Source organism: Pseudomonas sp. Z4-20, assembly GCF_051131955.1.
GTDB classification, from domain to species: Bacteria; Pseudomonadota; Gammaproteobacteria; order Pseudomonadales; family Pseudomonadaceae; genus Aquipseudomonas; species Aquipseudomonas marvdashtae.
In genome coordinates this window covers 2740919-2759464 of the sequence record NZ_CP071641.1, presented here as the reverse complement: position 1 = coordinate 2759464, position 18546 = coordinate 2740919, and the positions used below count along the sequence as shown (strand labels likewise).

At 61.5% G+C, this 18546-nt stretch carries 17 protein-coding genes; 8 read left to right on the top strand and 9 right to left on the bottom strand.

The window, feature by feature from the left end:
* Positions 1–97: 97 nt before the first annotated feature.
* On the top strand, positions 98–1867 hold the full coding sequence (locus J3P82_RS12620; RefSeq protein WP_434563526.1) for a sigma 54-interacting transcriptional regulator: 1770 nt from the start codon (positions 98–100) through the stop codon (positions 1865–1867).
* Positions 1868–1946: 79 nt separating this feature from the next.
* On the opposite strand, the gene J3P82_RS12615 is transcribed toward J3P82_RS12620, so the two are convergent.
* On the bottom strand, positions 1947–3173 hold the full coding sequence (locus J3P82_RS12615; protein WP_434563524.1) for an RtcB family protein: 1227 nt from the start codon (positions 3171–3173) through the stop codon (positions 1947–1949).
* A 347-nt stretch (positions 3174–3520) separates the two neighbouring features.
* Here J3P82_RS12615 and J3P82_RS12610 point away from each other — a divergent pair, with 347 nt between their 5' ends.
* On the top strand, positions 3521–4372 hold the full coding sequence (locus tag J3P82_RS12610; RefSeq protein ID WP_434563522.1) for a CAP domain-containing protein: 852 nt from the start codon (positions 3521–3523) through the stop codon (positions 4370–4372).
* Here the strand turns inward: J3P82_RS12610 and J3P82_RS12605 are convergent.
* Positions 4366–5256: a LysR family transcriptional regulator gene (locus J3P82_RS12605; RefSeq protein WP_434563520.1), complete on the bottom strand. Its 891-nt coding sequence runs from the start codon at positions 5254–5256 to the stop codon at positions 4366–4368. The two genes, J3P82_RS12610 and J3P82_RS12605, sit on opposite strands and share 7 nt — an antisense overlap.
* 99 nt (positions 5257–5355) lie before the next feature.
* Between J3P82_RS12605 and J3P82_RS12600 the strand changes: the two genes are divergently transcribed.
* Genes J3P82_RS12600 through J3P82_RS12590 form a run of 3 tightly spaced genes read left to right on the top strand, consistent with a single transcriptional unit; the run spans position 5356 to position 8386 of the window.
* A complete protein-coding gene (locus tag J3P82_RS12600) occupies positions 5356–6705 on the top strand; it encodes an acyclic terpene utilization AtuA family protein (RefSeq protein ID WP_434563518.1) in 1350 nt (449 codons plus the stop codon).
* Positions 6705–7028, top strand: coding sequence for an AtuA-related protein (locus J3P82_RS12595; RefSeq protein WP_434563516.1), 324 nt, complete (start codon positions 6705–6707; stop codon positions 7026–7028). Before J3P82_RS12600 ends, J3P82_RS12595 begins: the two co-directional genes overlap by 1 nt.
* Before the next feature lie 50 nt (positions 7029–7078).
* Positions 7079–8386, top strand: coding sequence for a CitMHS family transporter (locus tag J3P82_RS12590; RefSeq protein WP_434563514.1), 1308 nt, complete (start codon positions 7079–7081; stop codon positions 8384–8386).
* A gap of 3 nt (positions 8387–8389) precedes the next feature.
* Here the strand turns inward: J3P82_RS12590 and J3P82_RS12585 are convergent, their stop codons facing one another.
* Positions 8390–9289 carry an NAD(P)/FAD-dependent oxidoreductase gene (locus J3P82_RS12585; RefSeq protein WP_434563512.1) on the bottom strand — a complete coding sequence of 300 codons (900 nt, stop codon included), beginning with the start codon at positions 9287–9289 and terminating at the stop codon, positions 8390–8392.
* Between the two features lie 138 nt (positions 9290–9427).
* On the opposite strand from J3P82_RS12585, the gene J3P82_RS12580 reads away from it, so the two are divergent.
* The gene (locus J3P82_RS12580) at positions 9428–9898 is read left to right on the top strand and encodes an Rrf2 family transcriptional regulator (RefSeq protein ID WP_434563510.1); all 471 of its coding nucleotides are present in this window, start codon (positions 9428–9430) and stop codon (positions 9896–9898) included.
* Positions 9899–9943: 45 nt separating this feature from the next.
* Here J3P82_RS12580 and yghX read toward each other — a convergent pair whose 3' ends face one another.
* The 5 genes from yghX to J3P82_RS12555 form a co-directional block, all read right to left on the bottom strand.
* Positions 9944–10834, bottom strand: coding sequence for a YghX family hydrolase (yghX, locus tag J3P82_RS12575; RefSeq protein ID WP_434563508.1), 891 nt, complete (start codon positions 10832–10834; stop codon positions 9944–9946).
* A 90-nt stretch (positions 10835–10924) separates the two neighbouring features.
* The gene (mqo, locus tag J3P82_RS12570) at positions 10925–12568 is read right to left on the bottom strand and encodes a malate dehydrogenase (quinone) (protein ID WP_434563506.1); all 1644 of its coding nucleotides are present in this window, start codon (positions 12566–12568) and stop codon (positions 10925–10927) included.
* Positions 12569–12945: 377 nt separating this feature from the next.
* On the bottom strand, positions 12946–14151 hold the full coding sequence (locus J3P82_RS12565) for a DUF1624 domain-containing protein (RefSeq protein WP_434563504.1): 1206 nt from the start codon (positions 14149–14151) through the stop codon (positions 12946–12948).
* 327 nt (positions 14152–14478) lie between these two features.
* On the bottom strand, positions 14479–15753 hold the full coding sequence (locus J3P82_RS12560) for a glucarate dehydratase family protein (RefSeq protein ID WP_434563502.1): 1275 nt from the start codon (positions 15751–15753) through the stop codon (positions 14479–14481).
* Positions 15750–15941, bottom strand: a complete 192-nt coding sequence (locus J3P82_RS12555; RefSeq protein WP_434563501.1) for a hypothetical protein — start codon at positions 15939–15941, stop codon at positions 15750–15752. The genes J3P82_RS12560 and J3P82_RS12555 overlap by 4 nt, the downstream gene beginning before the upstream one ends.
* A 120-nt stretch (positions 15942–16061) precedes the next feature.
* Between J3P82_RS12555 and J3P82_RS12550 the strand changes: the two genes are divergently transcribed.
* A complete protein-coding gene (locus J3P82_RS12550) occupies positions 16062–16958 on the top strand; it encodes a LysR substrate-binding domain-containing protein (RefSeq protein WP_434563499.1) in 897 nt (298 codons plus the stop codon).
* A gap of 111 nt (positions 16959–17069) precedes the next feature.
* On the top strand, positions 17070–17501 hold the full coding sequence (locus J3P82_RS12545; protein WP_434563497.1) for a nuclear transport factor 2 family protein: 432 nt from the start codon (positions 17070–17072) through the stop codon (positions 17499–17501).
* A gap of 99 nt (positions 17502–17600) precedes the next feature.
* Here the strand turns inward: J3P82_RS12545 and J3P82_RS12540 are convergent, their stop codons facing one another.
* A complete protein-coding gene (locus J3P82_RS12540) occupies positions 17601–18524 on the bottom strand; it encodes a LysR substrate-binding domain-containing protein (RefSeq protein WP_434563495.1) in 924 nt (307 codons plus the stop codon).
* Positions 18525–18546: the final 22 nt, after the last annotated feature.

The window sequence follows — 18546 nt, the reverse complement described above, 5'->3', positions numbered from 1 at the left end:
ACCGCTGGCCGTTCGCCACTTGTTCATTTGATAAAGTTATGCTTAATAACTATCTCGTCAGGTGCTCATTTCGACTACCGCCACCAGGGGCATAACAATGAATAATCCCCACTGTCCGCTGCCGGACCGCATTGCTACCGAGCCTTTTCGTCCACGGGGAGACAGCAAGGAACTGACCGACAGCAGCTCCCCCACCCCGGCAGAACTGACGGACTGCCTGTTTTTTTCGCCTGACGATGGGCGAATCTGGCTCAACGACCAACGCATGTTGCTGCTGCACAGCTCATCCTTCGGCGCATTGCGCCGGGAGATCATCGAGCGCCAAGGACTCGAACAGGCCCGAGGCATGCTCACCCGCACCGGCTACTCCTCCGGCGCCCGGGACGCGCGGCTGATTCGCGAGCGCTGGCCCCGCGCCGATGCCGCGGCGGTATTTCGCGCAGGCACGCACCTGCATACCCTCGAAGGCATGACCAAGGTCGAGCCACTGCACTTCAAGTTCGACGCGGATTCGGGTTTCTACGAAGGGGAATTCCTCTGGCATCACTCCTGCGAAGCCGACGAGCATGTCGCCGCCTATGGCACCGGGCAGGATCCGGTGTGCTGGACCGAGCTGGGCTATGCCATCGGCTTCGTCAGCGGCTTGTTCGGGCAATTGGTGGTGTTTCGCGAAGTGGAGTGTCGGGGCATGGGACACGAGCGCTGCCGTGTCGTCGGCAAGACCGCCGAGCAATGGGGCGACATCGAGCGCGACCTGAGCTACCTCAATGCATTACCACCAGCGGCGGCCGCGCCGTCCGGCGCCAGGCCAAACCCGATTGCCGCCAGTGACCCGCTGCCGGGCAGCGAGCAACCCTTGATCGGCGCCAGTGCGGCGTTCAACGCGGCGACACTGGCGTTGCAACGGGTCGCCCTGACGCCCGCCACCGTGTTGGTCACCGGCGAGTCTGGCGTAGGCAAGGAGTTGTTTGCTCGGCAGTTGCACCAATTGAGCCGTCGCTGCGAAGGGCCTTTCATCGCGCTCAACTGCGCGGCCATACCGGATAACCTGATCGAGGCCGAGTTGTTCGGCGTCGAGCGCGGCGCCTACACCGGCGCGACCCATTCACGCCCTGGCCGTTTCGAGCGAGCCCATGGCGGCACGTTGTTCCTCGACGAAATCACCTGCCTCAGCCTGGCCGGCCAAGGCAAGCTGTTGCGCGCCTTGCAGGAACGGGAAATCGAACGGATCGGTGGCGGCCATGGCATCAAGGTCGATGTGCGGGTGGTGGCGGCGACGAACATCGATCTGCGCAAAGCCGTCGAGCAAGGCGAGTTCCGTGAAGACTTGTTCTACCGGCTCAACGTCTACCCCATCGCCCTTCCGCCCTTGCGCGAGCGCCGCGATGACATACCGCTGTTGATCAATGCGTTTCTCAAACGCTTTTGCCTGGAATACGGCCGCACGCCGATGGGCCTGACCATGCGGGCCTTGAAGGTTCTGCTGCGCTATGACTTTCCCGGCAATGTGCGGGAATTGCAGAACCTCATCGAACGCGGCCTGATTGCCAGCGAAGAAGGTCAGGCCATCGACCTGGTGCATCTGTTTCGCGATGAACGACTGCCTGTGGACGCGTACTCGGTCGACGACCACGGCGGCTTGTCACCCTTGGGCGCCACGACGAGCGAGGGCACGGCAAAGACGCCGTTGCTCAAGTCCCTTAGTCAGTTGGACGCAGATTTTTCCATTGACGGCCTGGAGTCACGCTTGATCAACGAAGCCTTGCACATGAACAGCGGCAACCTGGCGGCTGCATCCAGGGCGCTGGGGCTGAGCCGGGCGCAATTCGCTTACCGGTTGAAGAAGCATCAACGCGTCGGCGAATGAAAAAAGGCCTGTGGTCCCTCGCCACGGGTTTTGCGGAGCGTGTTTCAATCCGTCGTGCTGACGGCCATGACGGGCTCCGTCAACCTTTGACGCACACCACTTGGCGCAGGGTATGCAGCACTTCGACAAGTTCACGTTGTGCATGCATTACCTTGTCTATGTCTTTGTACGCCATGGGAATTTCATCAATAACGGCAACGTCTTTCCGGCATTCGACATGCGAGGTGGCGCGGATCTGATCCTCGACGGTGAAGCGTCTTTTTGCCTCGGTCCGACTCATGACCCGACCGGCACCGTGGCTGCAAGAGCAAAACGATTGCTCGTTACCCAAGCCACGCACGATGAAGCTCCTGGCGCCCATCGAGCCGGGAATGATGCCCAACTCACCTTTTCTCGCCGACACCGCGCCTTTGCGCGTCACCAACACGTCTTGCCCGAAGTGTCGCTCTTTCTGCACGTAGTTGTGATGGCAATTCACGGCTTCCAAGGCGACCTCGAACGGTTTGCTGATGACCTGCCGAGCGGCGCGTATCACCGCCTCCATCATCAATGCCCGATTCTGCCGGGCAAAATCCTGGGCCCAGCCCACCGCTTCGACATAGTCGCCGAAATGCTTGCTGCCTTCTTCAAAATAGGCCAAGTCACGGTCCGGCAGATTGGCCAGGTGCTGGCGCATGTCAGCCTGGGCGAGCTGGATAAACAGATTGCCGATGGCATTGCCCACGCCTCGGGAACCACTGTGCAGCATGAACCAGACCCGATTGGCCTCATCCAGGCACACTTCGATGAAGTGATTGCCGCTGCCCAGGGTGCCGAGGTGCTGGCGGTTATTGGTCCGGGTGAGCTTGGGGTATTTGTCGGTAATCGCCTTGAACCGTACGGCCAGCGCGGCCCACGCCTGGTCAGCCTCCGTTGGGACGCTGTTCCAGGCACCCTTGTCGCGCCCGCCGTGGCTGAGGCTGCGGCCATGGGGGACGGCTTTTTCAATGGCGCTGCGCAGGCCCCGGAGATTGTCCGGCAAGTCGGCGGCGTCAAGCGAGGTACGGGCAGCGATCATGCCGCAACCGATGTCCACGCCCACCGCCGCAGGAATGATCGCCCCGACGGTCGGGATCACGCTGCCGATGGTCGAGCCCTTGCCCAGATGCACGTCGGGCATCACCGCCAAGTGTTTGAAGATAAACGGCAACTTCGCCGTGTTCATCAACTGCTGCCGGGCTTCGGCTTCCACCGGCACGCCCTGGGTCCAGAGCTTGATGGGCTTGCCATTGGCGACTTCCAGAAGTTCGTAGCTTTTCTCTTGCATGACCGGGGTTCTGTTCTGTTGGTGCGCCGGCTTCATTGCCGGCTCACAGTTTCGACACTGGGCATGAACGCAGATTCAGCGGCAATCTGGCGAACGCACTTGCGTGACAGGATGTGGCGAGCCTGGGCCTTCGAACGGGCCCAAGACCCCGCCGAAGAACTGGGCGCCAGTGCTTATGCGGTCAAAAAATGGACCTATTCGCTTGAAAATTGATCCCACTCTTGAGGATTGTCCCGAACGGTACCAAACGGCGCCGTTCCATGGGATTTCAAGAGAGCGTGAATACCGTTGCCCCAGCGGGGCAAAAATTGCGCATCATAGGCGCCGTCCGCTCAAGGGAGATTTACATGCGTGCCATTTTTTCCATCGTGCGTCTTGCCGTGCTGTCGCTGGGCGTGGCGTTTGCCAGCACCGCGCTGGCCACCGAAGAGACGCAACTGGTCGAGTCCATCAACCTTTACCGCAGCCAATCCCAAAGCTGCGCGGGCCAGGCGTCCCTGGAACTGCCGCCGCTGGCGATGGATTCGCGACTGATTCTATCGGCCAACGGGATCGGTGACCTGCAGCAGGCCTTGGCGCGGGCGGCGTATCCAATGGTCAACGTGCAGGCCATCAGCCTGTCCGGGCCTCGGGACGCGCAAGGGGCAATGAAGGCTGTGCAGGAGAGTTTCTGCCAGGTCGTGCTGGACCCACAATTCGTCGACATCGGCGTCAGCCGCCTCGACCGTGAATGGCGCATCGTACTGGCCCGGCCGCTATTGTCGGCGCGCCTCGGCGATTGGCAGGCCGAAGGCCAGAAGCTGCTCAAGCTCATCAACAGCGCCCGCGCGCAACCTCGCCGTTGTGGCACCGCGGCTTTCGCGGCCACCACCCCTTTGGCCTGGAACGGCACCCTGGCCCTGGCCGCCGTGACCCACACCCGCGCGATGGCGAACAACAACTTCTTCGACCACAAGGATCGTGACGGACGCATGCCTGGCGATCGCGCCGAATTAGCCGGCTACCTGGGACAGGCTATCGGCGAAAACATTGCCGCCGGGCAGGACACAGCGCTGAAGGTGGTGGACGGCTGGCTGGCGAGTCCGGGCCATTGCGCCAACTTGATGAACCCGCAATTTCGCGAATTGGGCGCCGGTTACGCAGTGGACCCTAAAAGTGACGCGGGCATCTACTGGACGGCCATGTTCGGTACTCAATAACCTTTCAGGTCCTGTCGCAAGGTCTGCCGGACATGGCTCATGAACTGGCTCAGCGAAGGCGATTGAGCCACGGGCTTGCGTTGCAGCAGGCCGATTGAGCGTCTTGCAGGCTGGTCGATGGCAGTGACCGTGCACTGCTCGCCGATGTTGAAGACCGCCGTGCAACTGGCCGGCAACAAGGAAAATCCCAGCCCTTCGCGCACCAGGGCGGTGGCCGTGCTCATGTGCGCCACCTCCCAGGCCGGTATCGGATCAACGTTCAGATAGCGCAACGCAGCATCAGCCAGGGGCCGGATGCTGGTGTCCGCAGTCAGGGCAATGTAGGGCCGGCGCTTCCAGGCGTCCTCGCCGTCACGCAAATGGTCGGCGTGGCTCAGCAATACCAGGTTGTCATCCAACAGGCGCGCGAAGCTCAGCCCGGACAGATCGTCAGGCAGCGAAGTGATGCCCGCCTCCACCTCGCCTCGTTGCACCCAGCCCATGATTTCCCCGGCGCGACCGTCGAGCAGACTCACGGTCACGCCAGGGTGCTCACGCTGGAAAGCGGCGATGACGGTGGGCAGGAATGACGCGGCCGCCGTGGGCAGCGCCGCCAAACGGAGCGTGCCGCGGCTGAGATTGAGGGTGTCGCGGGCGTCGCGCACGGCATCGTCCATATCCCGCAGCATGCGCCTGGCCTGGGGCAGGAAATGTTCACCGGCCGGCGTCAGTTCGACGCTGCGGGTGTTACGTGCCAGCAACTGCAATCCCATGCTCTCTTCCAGCTTGCGAATGTTGTAGCTCAGCGCCGGCTGGGACAGGTGCAGTTGTTCTGCCGTGCGGGTGAAGCTTGAAGTCTCGGCGATCAGGATGAAGGCACGCAGCTGTCGAAAAGAAACGTTCATGGCCACTCATAGAATTAATGGATCAATTGATTCTACCTTTAAAATTCACAGAACAATCCAGCCTGTCCACTATGGGTCACCCTTCAGTGGAAAACGGACATGACAAAAACAATTCTCGTCGGGTGCGGGGCCGGTTTCGCTAATGACCGGCCTGACGCCGCCCTGCGCCTGGCTCAAGACTTGGCACAACGCAGCGGTCAGCGCTACATCATGCTTGAGCTGTTGGCAGAGCGGACGTTGGCCGAAGCGCAGTTGCGCAAGCGCCTGGATCCCCAGGTTGGATACTCCCCTCGCCTGTTCGATTTCCTCGAGCCCATGCTGGACCTGTGCGTCGAGGCCGGCATTGCGATTATCACCAATGGCGGCGCAGCGAACCCCAGGGCGGCGGCGCAACGACTGCGTGACGGGCTGGCGGGACGCTTCCCTGACCTGAAGATCGCTTGTGTGTTGGGTGACGACTTGCTTGAAGAAACGCCCCCTCGTTATTCGCAATGGCTGCCATCGTGCGCGGGTGAGCAACCGGTTTCGGTAAACGTCTACACCGGTGCCGACGGTATCGTTCAGGCGCTCACCGACGGCGCCGGCATCGTGCTCTGTGGCCGCGTCGCCGATCCGTCACTGGCCGTGGGGGCGATCCGCCACGGATTGGGCTGGGCCGCCGATGATTGGCAGAAGATGGCTGTCGCCACCACGGCGGGACACTTGCTGGAGTGCTGCACCCAGGTCACCGGTGGTTATTTTGCCCACCCCGGCGTGAAAGAGATTCCCGACCCGGCCAACCTGGGATGTCCGATTGCCGAAATCCACGCGGATGGACGCTTGGTTATTGGAAAGACGCGCGACTGCGGCGGCAGAGTCAGCGAACAGACCGTCAAGGAACAGCTGCTGTACGAAGTGCACGACCCGCGACGCTATCTGACGCCCGACGTAGTGCTGGACCTGGGCCAGGCTCGCGTCCATGACTTGGGTGAGGACCGTGTCGAGGTCAGCGGCCTGCTCGGCCATCCCCGTCCCGACACGCTCAAAGGGCTGGCTGGCGAACGTGGGCTCTGGTTCGGCGAGGCAGAAATTTCCTATGCAGGCCCCGGCGCCATGGCCCGCGCCGCACTGGCTCGAGAGATTCTGCTGCAACGTTTCGACCGGTTGGCGCCTGGGGTGCAACCCTGGATTGACCTGTCGGGCGTGGCCAGTCTGTTCAACGACCAGGGCGGCCGTTACCTGCAAAAACAACTGGCCCAGGCGCCCGCGCTGGAAGATGTGCGCGTGCGCATCGGCCTGACCCACACCGACCGTTCGCTGCTCGACGCCCTGCTGGCCGAAGTGGAATCGCTCTACACCAACGGACCGGCGGGTGGCGGTGGCGTCCGGCGACATCTGGTCGAGACCGTCACAACCCGCAGCTTCCTGTTGCCGCGCGATGAAATCCACACAACCCTGGAGTGGTACTGATGAACCTGGTGACCCTCGCCGATTTCGCCCACGCCCGTGCCGGCGACAAAGGCAACATCCTCAGCATCGCGGTATTCCCCCACGACCCGGCCCACTATTCATGGTTGCTACGCGAACTGACCTGCGAGCGCGTGGCCGAGCAATTCGCGACGCGCCAGCCGTCGAAGGTGCATCGCTACGAGCTGCCGAACCTGGAGGCCCTGAATTTCGTGCTCGAAGACGCCTTGGAAGGTGGTGTGAATCGCAGTTGCGGTCTTGATCGCCACGGCAAAAGCCTGAGCTATCTACTGCTCGCCTTGCGCTTGCCGGGACCGCAGGACTGATCGACGCGCTGCCCGATCCATCGACAACAATAAAAAAGAGAGGCTGCAACATGATTACAACCCTGGGTTTCCTGATGATGCTGGTCATTATCGGATTGATACTGTTGCGCAGGATCAGTCCGGTGGTGGCGTTCACCACCCTCCCCGTGGTCGCTTGCCTGCTGGCCGGTTTCAACCTCGGGCAGATCGGCGAGTTCATCAAGGCCGGCTTGCTCACCGTGGCTCCGACCGCCGCGCTGTTTCTGTTTGCGATCCTGTTCTTCGGCATCATGCGTGATCGGGGATTGTTCGATCCGTTGGTCAACCTGCTGATCCGCAGCACCGGCGGCAAGCCGCTGGCGGTGGCCTTGGTGACGGTGTTGGTGACCTCGGTGGTGCACCTCGATGGCGTTGGCGCCGCGACGTTCCTGCTGACCATCCCGGCACTGCTGCCCTTGTACAAACGCTTGAACATGAGTTCGACGATGCTGTTGTGCCTGGTCGGCACTACTGCTGGGGTCGTCAATATGGTTCCCTGGGGCGGAACGACCGCCCGCGCCGCCGCGGTGTCGGGGCTCGACGCCACCGAGCTATGGCTGGGCTTGCTGCCGGTACAGATGGTGGGCCTGGCGTGCATGCTCGGGGTGGCGACCATCCTCGGAACGCGCGCCCAGCGTCGCCAACCGATGTCCCTAGGCGCGGCGGCGACGTGTGACATCGACAACCTGCAGACTCAACAACGCGATTTCAGCCTGTCGCCCCGCGAGCTGCGCTACTGGCTGAACGTCGCCCTGACTGGCGTGATCCTCGCGTGCCTGTTCACCGGTATTTTTCCCTTGTATGCCTGTTTCATGGTCGGGCTGGGCATCGCCCTGCCCTTGAACTTCCCGTCCCTGGACGCCCAGGCCGAACGCCTCAAGGCCCACGCCTCCGATGCACTGCAAATGGTCTTGGTGATGATGGCCGCCGCCGTGCTGTTGGGCGTGCTCTCCGGCGCGAAAATGTCCGACGGCATGGCCCTGGCACTGATCGACATCCTGCCCGCCGGATCCGCCCAGTACCTGCACGTGATTGTCGGGTTCTTCGGCGTCCCGCTGGGCATGATTTTTTCGCCGGACGCTTACTATTTCGCCTTGCTACCGGTGATCAAGGACGTAGCGGCTGCCGCCGGTGTTCCTCTCGAAGCGGTGGCCCGAGCCATGCTGATCGGCGAGAACACCGGTTTTTCCATCAGTCCGGTCGTGCCCAGCGTCTACCTGGCCCTGGCCCTCAGCGGTGTCGAACTGCGCAAGCACATGGCCTATACCTTTTTCTGGGCTTGGGGCGTCAGCCTGGTGATGCTCGCCTTCGCCGTGCTGACCGGGGCTGTACAGGTATAAGTCTCAAGGGTGGGTTTGGAAAATCAGCGACCGATGCACCCCCGAACCCGCCCTCACCCCATCGCCCACGGCCAGCGCCACCGAGCCGAACGGCATCGCCGCATCCCCACAGGCAAACACCCCCGGCAGGCTGGTTTCACGCGTCATCGGGTCGCACTGGATGAAAGCCCCGAGTGGGCCGTCCTCGAACGTACAGCCCAACGTTTGCGCGATCGAGCTGGCGACCCGGGTGCGCGGCAGGACAAACAGACCGGCGATGGCGATCACACGACCGCTGGCCAACACAACGTTGGCCTGTTCGCCTTCGATGCGCTCGACAGGCTCCTCCACCACGGTAACACCGCGCTGCCCAAGACTCGCCAACTGCTCAGGATCCGGCTCGAACACGCCGTTGGTGAAGAAAGTCGTCGGCCCCCAGTCTGGCAGCATCAAGGCATGGTGAAGCGACATCGGCGAGGTCGCCAGGGAGCCAATCGGCCCCTGGTCCAACTCATAGCCATGGCAGTACGGGCAATGAAAGACACTTTGCCCCCAACGTTCCGCCAGTCCCTGCACCGCTGGCAGTTCGTCAATTACCCCGGTGGCGAGCAACAGCCGATGAGCGCTGTAGCGTTGCCCGTGGGTGGTTTCGACGATGAAGCCCTCCTCCTGCCTGGCAGCGTGCGTTGCGGTGTCTGAAACCCATTTCACCGTCGGGTACGCCAGGAGCTGCGTTCGGGCGTCATCGGCAATGTCATCGGGCGCCCGGCCGTCCTGTCCGAGAAAGCCGTGGGATGTCGCGGCAAACCGATTACGACGCTCGCCTGCGTCGATGACAAGCACTTTGCGGCGGCCACGGGCCAATTGAAGACCTGCAGACATTCCGGCATAGCTGCCGCCTGCAATGATGACGTCGTATTCCATGAGCGTTCTCCAAGATGTTTACGAGGGCGTGGGAAAGTCTCGACACATCGTATGTTTCTTGAAAAACAACTGTCAATAGTCTCGTAACTTTTGCGATTACAGGCGATACTCCACACGGTTTTACCTTCGGATATTTTCATGAGAAACGACACGCGTCTTTCCCGCATGCTGCACGTACTGATCCATATGGACCGGCATCAGCAATCCGCCACCTCCGATACCCTCGCGCAAATGCTTGGCACCAATCCCGTGGTGGTGCGCCGGACCATGGCCCTGCTCAAGGAACAGGGTTACGTCACGTCGGAAAAAGGCCATCGCGGCGGTTGGAGCCTGGCCAAGCCCTTGTCGGACATGACCTTGCTCGACATCCACCAAGCGCTGGGCAGCACCTCCATCTTCGCCATCGGCCTGTCCACCGATCACCCGCAATGCCTGGTGGAACAGGCGGTGAACGCGGCGCTGACGGACGCGTTCGAAGAGGCGCAGGCGTTGCTGCTAAAGCGCCTGGGCAGCATTACGTTGGCGCAGTTGGCGGAGGATTTTGATCAGCGTTATCAGCAGTTCTTCGCCGGTGAGGCGGGCACAGGGACAGAACACAGCCATCATTGAAGCGAGTACGCAGACCGCCATGGCGCGGGTTTTGTTGGCGGGCGTTCAGGCGAGATAGCGCTTGAACCAGTCAATTGTTCGCGACCACGCCAGATCAGCTGCCGCTTCGTCATAACGCGGTGTCGAGTCGTTGTGAAAGCCATGATTGACGCCTGGATAAATGTAGGCCTGATAGTCCTTCTTTCCGGCCTTGAGCGCCGCTTCATAGGCCGGCCAGCCTTCGTTGATCCGCGTGTCGAGTTCAGCGTAGTGGATCAATAGCGGCGCCTTGATCCGCGACACGTCCTCGGGTTTGGGTTGGCGTCCGTAGAACGGCACCGCCGCGCCCAGTTCCGGGTACGCCACCGCGGCCGCGTTGGCCACCCCACCGCCGTAGCAGAAACCGGTGATGCCGACTTTTTTCCCGCCCACGGCCTCATGCTTGCCGAGAAACTCGATCGCGGCGAAAAAATCGTTCATCAGTTTCTCCGGGTCGACTTGCTGTTGCAGCTCGCGCCCCCTGTCGTCATTGCCCGGATAGCCGCCCACCGATGTCAGGCCATCGGGTGCCAGCGCGACGAACCCGGCCTTGGCGACGCGCCGGGCGACGTCTTCGATGTATGGGTTCAACCCCCGGTTTTCATGAGCCACCACCACGCCGGGCGTAGCTCCGCTGGCCTTGGCTGGCCGCACCAAGTAGGCACGCACCTGGCCGTGGCCGTTTGGCGAGGGATAGGTGATGTACTGCGCCAGGATATCCGGGTCGGTGAAGTTCACCTGCATCGCCTGGGCATAATCGGGGCTCAACGATGCCAACAGCGCACCCGCCGTGAGCCCGCCCACCGCGAATTGGCTGACCCGTTCGAGGAAGACCCGCCGGGAAATCTGGCCATGGGCGTAGAAGTCGTAGAGTTCAAGCAGTTCGGGAGCAAAGTCCCTGGCGGTGAGACGTGTCATGGGTAGGATCCTCGGCTGGGATCGAAAAATCATAGCCGAAAAAAACGCCGCTCCAGGAGCGGCGTTTCTTTTTACCAGACGGCGTCCGGTTTACAGCGCCATGTCAGCCGCTGGATTGGCCTCACGGTCAGCAGCCGGTTTGGCCGGTGCTGCCGCGGCGTTTGCCTTGCCGACAGCCGGTGGCGGGGTCAGTTGCAGGACTTCGCTGGTGTAGGCCCATTCCTGGGCTACGCGCTCTGGGCTCTCGTTGAGCTTGGTGCCGTAGCTCGGGACGATCTGGCGCAGTTTTTCCTGCCAGGCCGGGGTCGCAACCTTGTCCTTGAAGACCTTCTCAAGCACGGTCAGCATGATCGGCGCAGCGGTCGAGGCGCCTGGCGAAGCACCCAGCAGGCCGGCGATGCTGCCGTCCTGGGATGTAACGACTTCGGTGCCGAGTTTCAGCACGCCGCCCTTCTCTTCATCACGCTTGATGATCTGCACACGCTGGCCGGCTTGCCACAGGCGCCAGTCTTCCTGCTTGGCTTCCGGGAAGTATTCCTTCAGCGCGTTGAAACGGTCCTCGTCCGACAGCATCAGCTGTCCGGCCAGGTATTCCACCAGCGGGTACTGTTCGATACCGACCTTGGTCATCGGCCACACGTTGTGGGTCGTGGTGCTGGTCAGCAAGTCGAAGTACGAGCCGTTCTTCAGGAACTTGGTGGAGAACGTGGCGAACGGGCCAAACAGAATGACGCGCTTGCCATCGAGCACGCGGGTGTCCAGATGCGGAACCGACATCGGTGGCGCGCCAACTGAAGCCTTGCCGTAGGCCTTCGCCAAGTGCAGCTGGGCGATGGTCGGGTTCTCGGTCACCAGGAACGAACCACCCACCGGGAAACCAGCGTATTCACGGGCTTCGGGGATGTCGGACATCTGCAGCAGGTGCAACGCACCGCCGCCAGCACCGATGAACACGAACTTGGCGTCGGTCTCGGTTTCGGTACCGTCCTTCAGGTTCTTGTACGAAACGCGCCAGGAGCCATCCTCGTTGCGAGTGATGTTTTCCACTTCGCTGGACAGCTTGAGCGAGAAGTTCGGCTTGGTTTGCAGGTAGGTGGCGAACTGGCGCGTGATTTCACCGAAGTTCACGTCCGTGCCCAGCGGGCTCCAGGTGGCCGCGACTTTCTGGCTCGGGTCACGTCCTTGCATCATCAGCGGAACCCACTTGCTGATCTGCGCAGGATCTTCGGAATACTGCATGCCGGCGAACAACGGGCTGGCCTGGAGAGCTTCGTAGCGCTTCTTCAGGAACGCGATGTTCTCGTCGCCCCACAAAAAGCTCATGTGCGGCGTGGAATTGATGAACGAGCGCGGATCCTTCAGCACGCCATTCTTGACCTGCCACGACCAGAACTGGCGGGAAATCTGGAAGGCTTCGTTGATTTCGATAGCCTTGGAGATGTCGACCTTGCCGTTCTTGTCTTCCGGCGTGTAGTTCAGCTCGGCCAGCGCGGAGTGACCGGTACCGGCATTGTTCCAACCGTTGGAACTCTCTTCGGCAACACCGTCCAGGCGCTCGACCATTTCCATGGTCCAGCCCGGCTCCAGCTCGTTGAGCCAGACACCGAGGGTCGAACTCATGATGCCGCCACCAATGAGCAAGACATCCACTTTTTTCGGCTCGGCGGCGTGCGTGGTCGCAAGACCCATCGCCATCGCCAGGCCCAGCAGCGCCGTATGTGTTTTCTTCAACATGTGTGTATCCCTAGGATAAAACGCCATTCCGCCCTCCAATCCTGTTCGAGGGATGACCACGCCCATGCCGGCACAGCCAGCGGGCGGGTATCGAATGGACTGGAGGATGGACCTACAGGGCCGAGCAATATCGGCCTCACATTTATGTCTCTCCGGCGCTGTCTTCTTGTAGGTCTTGGCTTCAGCTGGGTGAGGGACACTGCAAAACGGTCTGGATCGGGCCCGGCGTGGCCGTGCCCGATTGTCGCAGCGGGGGGAGTTTACAGAAGGAAATAAGCAGACCGAAGCGCATTTTTGCATTCGAGGTAAAAACGCCGACCAAATGACGGCGTTTTAATGGCTCCGTTCGGCCCCGTACGTGCGCCCCCTCCTTTAACTCAAAGGTACTTGAGGATGGCGATGTCGCGACGACGTTGCTTCAAGGCTGCAAACCAACGGGTCGGAAAAAACAGCGCGACGCCCAGCAACACGCTCCACAACCAGACCATCGGCAACTGATCGAAGCCGAAGTAGGCGCCCTGGTTGGTGCCCCAGATCATCACGGCGACCAGGTACATGGCCTTGAGCACGTACAGGTGCAGCAGATAGAAAAACATCGGCGCGCCCCCATAGACCGCCAGCACCGCGATGCTGCCCTTCTCCTGGGCCTTCTCGAAGACTGCCAGCAGGATCAAGCCCACGCCGAGCGTCGGCAGGAGGAACATCAGCGATGGCGGGTACTTGGTGGCGCTCAGAAAACTCATGGACGTGCGCAGCGCGTCACCAGTGTGCACCCAGGGTTTGTCGCCATACACATTGAGGTAGCGAATCAGCACGAAGGCGACCAGCAGGCCGATGCCGACCGTGAACAACCGCCGCAACCTGACAGCGGGTTCCATGTCCTTGCCGAACCAAGGCCCGATGGCCCAGCCCAGAACAATCACGCCGATCCAAGGCAGCACCGGATACGTGGTACGAGCCCGGGTGAACTCAGTGATGTCGATGAATGCCCGCTGGTGAAGGATCGACCATGGCACGAAAAACGGCGAATCCGGCCCCAACACCACGCCGTCCAGCAGGTTGTGCCCGGCAACGATGGCCAAGCCCAGCACGATCAGCCAGCTGCGCTTGAGATGCAGCAGCGCCGCCAGGACAATCATGCAGATACCGATGCACCAGATCACCTGCAACCAGAGAGTCTTGGGCGGGAACTCGGCATTCCAGGCGAAACACACGAAGGTCAGTTCCAGGAACACCAGGAACAGGCCGCGCTTGAGCAGGAACACCGACGTCTCACTGGCCGTGTGTTTCTGGCTGTAGAGCCAGGCCGACAAGCCGGTGAGGAGGATGAACACCGGCGCACAGAGCGTGCTGAGCAAACGCGTGAAAAACAGGTCCGGGGTCACGCTCAAGGCATCGATGGGGTCGGTGACTTGACGGTGCAGCAGGAAAGTCTCGCGTACGTGATCAACCAGCATCAGCAACATGACGAAACCCCGCAGGGCATCGATCGCAAGCAAACGGGTAGCGGTTTTAGCGGTGCTGGACGCGAGGGACGGAGCGATGACAGCGCACGGTGTTGTCGCGCTTGGGGATAGGCTCATGGCGATACTCAGGAAAGTCGGTGGTCCGTGCCGGGCCAGGAATGAGAATTCCTACCGAACGAAAGCGGATAACATAACACGGCTTTTCTGATCGTCCCCGAATGTGTGGACTGGCGGGGGCTTTGGCAGCGCTGGCCTGCGCAGCAGGATCAACTCAATGAGCAGTGACACCGAGTTGTCTGGTTCCGGGGCTGCTGCGCAACCCAGCGGGAGCAAGCTCCCTCGCCACGGGGGGTGTATCCGTACTTGGGAATGAAGTCGGACCCGCTCTTGTGGCGAGGGAGCTTGCTCCCGCTGGCCTGCGCAGCAGGCCCCCTCGCCTTCAGCTCAGAACCGCGGCTTGACGGTTTTCCAATCCGGCCGGTAGCGACGCATCTGCCGGACATCGTCACGCTGGCGGATACCGCAGCTGAGGAACTGCTCATGCAGCTTGCCCAGTTGATCGCGGTCCAGCTCCAGTCCGAGACCCGGCGCCCGGGTGATTTTCACGCAGCCATCGACAAACGGCAGCTTGCCGCCCTTGATGACTTCTTCATCCGGTTCCTGCCAGGGGTAATGGGTGTCGCAGGCATAATCCAGATTTGGCACCGACGCCGCCACGTGGGCCATCGCCATCAGGCTGATGCCCAGGTGGGAGTTGGAATGCATCGACACCCCGAGGCCAAAGGTGTCGCACATCTTCGCCAGCACTTGGGTGTCCCGCAGCCCGCCCCAATAATGGTGGTCGGCGAGGACGATCTGCACGCTGTCCTGGGCCACGCTGCGGCGAAACTCGTCGAAATCGGTCACCACCATATTCGTCGCCAGCGGCAAGCCCGTACGTTTGTGCAGCTCGGCCATGCCCTCCAGCCCAGGCGTCGGGTCCTCGTAATACTGCAGGTCATCCCCGAGCAGCTCGGCCATGCGGATGGACGTTTCCAACGACCAGTTGCCATTCGGGTCGATGCGCAACGGGTGATCTGGAAACGCCTGCTTCAACGCCTTGATGCAGGCGACTTCATGTTCCGGCTCCAAGGCGCCGGCCTTGAGCTTGATGCTCTTGAAGCCGTATTGCTCGATCATGCGCCGGGCCTGGGCGACGATCTGTTGCTCGTTGAGTGCCTCTCCCCAGCTGTCCGGCGGGTACGGTGAATCGACGTGCTCGGCGTACTTGAAAAACAGGTAGGCGCTGAACGGTATTTCGTCACGGATTGCGCCGCCCAGCAGATCCACCAGCGGCACGTTCAGGTAATGCGCCTGCAAATCTAGGCAGGCAACCTCGAATGCCGAATAAGCATTGCTCACCGCCTTGCTCGCGTGAGAGCCCGGCGCCAGTTCCGCACCGGCGACGCTCGCGGGTTTATGGGCCGCGACTGTTGCCTGGACGATGGCCCGCAACTGGTTGAGGTTGAACGGATCCAGGCCGATCAGTTGGCTCTGGACCTGTTGCTGAATCGCCAGGGCCGGCGCATCGCCGTAGCTCTCGCCGAGGCCGATGTAGCCGTTGTCGCTTTCGATCTCGATGATCGAACGCAGCGCGAACGGCTCGTGGATGCCGCTGGCGTTCAGCAACGGTGGATCGCGAAAGGCAATGGGTGTCACGGTGACGCGTTTGATCTTCATACAGCGGCTCCCGATGGGCCAGGGTTCAGGGCTTGGGGTTTTTCCGGTGATTGGGCGTCGGCAACGCTTTCACGCCGGCCGGACAATGAATTGGGGGGGTCGCGCTTGGGTGTGGTACGAGCGAAGAAGATCACCACGGCGGCGACCAACGAAGTGATGGCCAGGGTTGAATCTGGAATGTGATTCAAGGGGGCCTCTCAATATTGTTTTTGTGGGGCTTTCTTTATGAAGAGCGGTGCGATGATGGACGCAGGGGATTGTTCCCGTCTAATCTAACTTGGCACTTGATTGATACCCGGATTGAATCAATGTTTGAACTGGCCCAACTGCGCTGCTTTACCACCGTGGCGACCGAACTCAACTTCCGCCGCGCCGCCGAACGCCTGAACATGACCCAGCCACCCTTGAGCCGGCAGATCCAGTTGCTGGAACATCACCTAGGCGTCGAGCTGTTCACTCGCAGTACTCGCAGCGTCGCCCTCACCGCCGCCGGCCGGGCGTTTTTCATCGAAGCGCAGAACCTGTTGCAGCAAGCGCAGCAAGCCGCCGTGGCCGCCAAACGTTTCGCCCAGGGCGACATCGGCTCGGTCACCATCAGCTTCGTTGGCAGCGCGGTGTATGAATTCCTGCCCAAAGTCATCGCCGAGGCGCGGCTGAAACAACCGCAGGTGAAAATCGTCCTGTCGGAGATGAACACCTACCAGCAACACGAAGCCCTGCGGGCCCGACGCACCGACTTGGGCATCGTCCGCTCACCGCTGTTGGAAACCGGCTACGCCACTGAATGCCTGGTGCGCGAGCCGTTCGTTTTGGCCGTGCCCGCCGAACATCCGCTGGCGAGCGCCGAGTCTGTCAGCGTGCAAGATCTGGATGGGCAACCCTTCCTCATGTACTCCCACTCCGCCTACCCGCCCTTCAACGAACTGCTCACCGGCATGCTGCGCTCGGCCAGGGTCGCGCCGCAGTTCGTGCAATGGCTGGGGTCGTCGCTGACCATCCTGGCGCTGGTCAACGCCGGCATGGGCCTGGCGCTGGTGCCGCGTTGTGCGACCAGCGTGGTGTTCAAGCACGTGGTGTTTCGCGAGATCGACCTGGGCCAAGGCGTGCAGAGCGAGCTGCACTTGGTGTGGCGCGAGGACAATGACAATCCAGCGTTCACCATGCTGCTGGAAGGAATTCGCGGGGCGGTTCGGGACGGGGTTTGATTACCGGGGTCACACCCGTGGCCTATTCCAGTCTTCCCTGACAAGTTGTACGATGACCGACGAGCGCGCAACGCTCGTATTCCTGATACCTACAACAACAAGGAAAGACCCATGAGAATAGCAACCCTGCTTGTCGGTTTCGTTTGCCTCTTCAGCGGCTATGTCGCCGCTGCGCCCGCCTCGGACGAGAAAGAAGTCGCCCAAGCGGTCGATCACCTGACCCAGGCCATGCTGCATAAGGACATCCCTCAGCTTCAGGCCCTGGCCGCCGAAAACCTGACCTACGGCCACTCCAGCGGCAACATCCAGGACAAGAAAGCCTTCATCGCCGACATCGAAACCGGCAAGAGTGCGTTCAAGACCCTGGAAATGAAAAACCAGAAAATCACCCTGTCAGGCGACGTAGCGCTGGTGCGCAACCATTTCTCCGCGCAGGCGCTCAAGGGCACCGAAGTGGTCCCGACCGAAATCGAGAACTTCCAGATCTGGCAGAAACAGAACGGCAAATGGCTGTTGATCGGGCGTCAGGCGTTCCGGTTCTGATCGCGGGTTAAGCCGGGAAACCTCCGTGGCGCATCATTTGAGCTTGGGGTGATCCATTGTGGCGAGGGGATAAATCCCCCCGCCACAGGTCAGAGTTACTCAATCCGTCGCCCACTGCGTGCGGTACTCCAGCAGAAAATCCACAAACGCCCGCACCCGCTGCGGCACATACCGGCCATGGGGATACAGCAAGGTGAACGGCCGCGAGCGCCCGGAGAAAGGCGCAAGCACTTCCACCAGTTGCCCGTCCGCCAGTTCCTGTTCAACGATGAACCGATAGGTTTGGAACAATCCTGCGCCATGCTTGGCCAGCGTCACCCCACCCAGCACATCGTCGGAGCAGCAATAACTCCCTTGAGCAACCACTTCCCTTTCCTTGCCCTCGACGTTGAACAGCCAGGAGATACGGCGCCCGTTGCTGGGCAATTCAAACTGGATGCAGTCATATACGTCGAGGTCTTCCAGCGTCTGCGGCGTGCCTGCCTTGCGCAAGTAATCCGGCGCGGCGACCACCACCAGCCTGGCATCCTCCAACAACCGGGCGATCATCGAGGAATCCGGCTGGGCCCGGACCCGTATCGCCAAGTCGTAACCCTCGGCGACGAAGTCGATGTTGCGGTTGCTCAGATGGATATCCACGCTGACTTGCGGGTACAACGCGCGAAACACCGGCAGCAGCGGCAGGATACGATGATGACCGTAGGTCGTGGGCACGCTGATGCGCAGCTGTCCGGACGGCACAGACTGCGCGCCCATCATTTCCTGTTGCGCCTCGACCAGTTGCGTCAACGCCTGGCGGCATTGCTCGAAATAGGTCCGGCCGGCGTCGGTCAGCCGGATGCTGCGGGTGGTGCGCACGAACAGCCGCGCCCCCAGGCGCTCCTCCAGGCGAAAGATCGAACGGCTCACCGCCGCCGGGGTAACGCCCGCGACTTGGGCCGCCGCGGTAAAACTGCCCGCCTCCGCCGCCAGGCAGAACAATTCGATGCTGCCCAACTGCAAGTCTTCGAAATGACGCTTCATGATTCATTACACCGCGTATCAA

Excerpts from the sequence above, each read along its gene's own strand:
- J3P82_RS12620 (WP_434563526.1), top strand. The coding sequence starts at position 98 with ATGAATAATCCCCACTGTCCGCTGCCGGACCGCATTGCTACCGAGCCT.
- J3P82_RS12615 (WP_434563524.1), bottom strand. The coding sequence starts at position 3,173 with ATGCAAGAGAAAAGCTACGAACTTCTGGAAGTCGCCAATGGCAAGCCC.
- J3P82_RS12610 (WP_434563522.1), top strand. The coding sequence starts at position 3,521 with ATGCGTGCCATTTTTTCCATCGTGCGTCTTGCCGTGCTGTCGCTGGGC.
- J3P82_RS12605 (WP_434563520.1), bottom strand. The coding sequence starts at position 5,256 with ATGAACGTTTCTTTTCGACAGCTGCGTGCCTTCATCCTGATCGCCGAG.
- J3P82_RS12600 (WP_434563518.1), top strand. The coding sequence starts at position 5,356 with ATGACAAAAACAATTCTCGTCGGGTGCGGGGCCGGTTTCGCTAATGAC.
- J3P82_RS12595 (WP_434563516.1), top strand. The coding sequence starts at position 6,705 with ATGAACCTGGTGACCCTCGCCGATTTCGCCCACGCCCGTGCCGGCGAC.
- J3P82_RS12590 (WP_434563514.1), top strand. The coding sequence starts at position 7,079 with ATGATTACAACCCTGGGTTTCCTGATGATGCTGGTCATTATCGGATTG.
- J3P82_RS12585 (WP_434563512.1), bottom strand. The coding sequence starts at position 9,289 with ATGGAATACGACGTCATCATTGCAGGCGGCAGCTATGCCGGAATGTCT.
- J3P82_RS12580 (WP_434563510.1), top strand. The coding sequence starts at position 9,428 with ATGAGAAACGACACGCGTCTTTCCCGCATGCTGCACGTACTGATCCAT.
- yghX (WP_434563508.1), bottom strand. The coding sequence starts at position 10,834 with ATGACACGTCTCACCGCCAGGGACTTTGCTCCCGAACTGCTTGAACTC.
- mqo (WP_434563506.1), bottom strand. The coding sequence starts at position 12,568 with ATGTTGAAGAAAACACATACGGCGCTGCTGGGCCTGGCGATGGCGATG.
- J3P82_RS12565 (WP_434563504.1), bottom strand. The coding sequence starts at position 14,151 with ATGAGCCTATCCCCAAGCGCGACAACACCGTGCGCTGTCATCGCTCCG.
- J3P82_RS12560 (WP_434563502.1), bottom strand. The coding sequence starts at position 15,753 with ATGAAGATCAAACGCGTCACCGTGACACCCATTGCCTTTCGCGATCCA.
- J3P82_RS12550 (WP_434563499.1), top strand. The coding sequence starts at position 16,062 with ATGTTTGAACTGGCCCAACTGCGCTGCTTTACCACCGTGGCGACCGAA.
- J3P82_RS12545 (WP_434563497.1), top strand. The coding sequence starts at position 17,070 with ATGAGAATAGCAACCCTGCTTGTCGGTTTCGTTTGCCTCTTCAGCGGC.
- J3P82_RS12540 (WP_434563495.1), bottom strand. The coding sequence starts at position 18,524 with ATGAAGCGTCATTTCGAAGACTTGCAGTTGGGCAGCATCGAATTGTTC.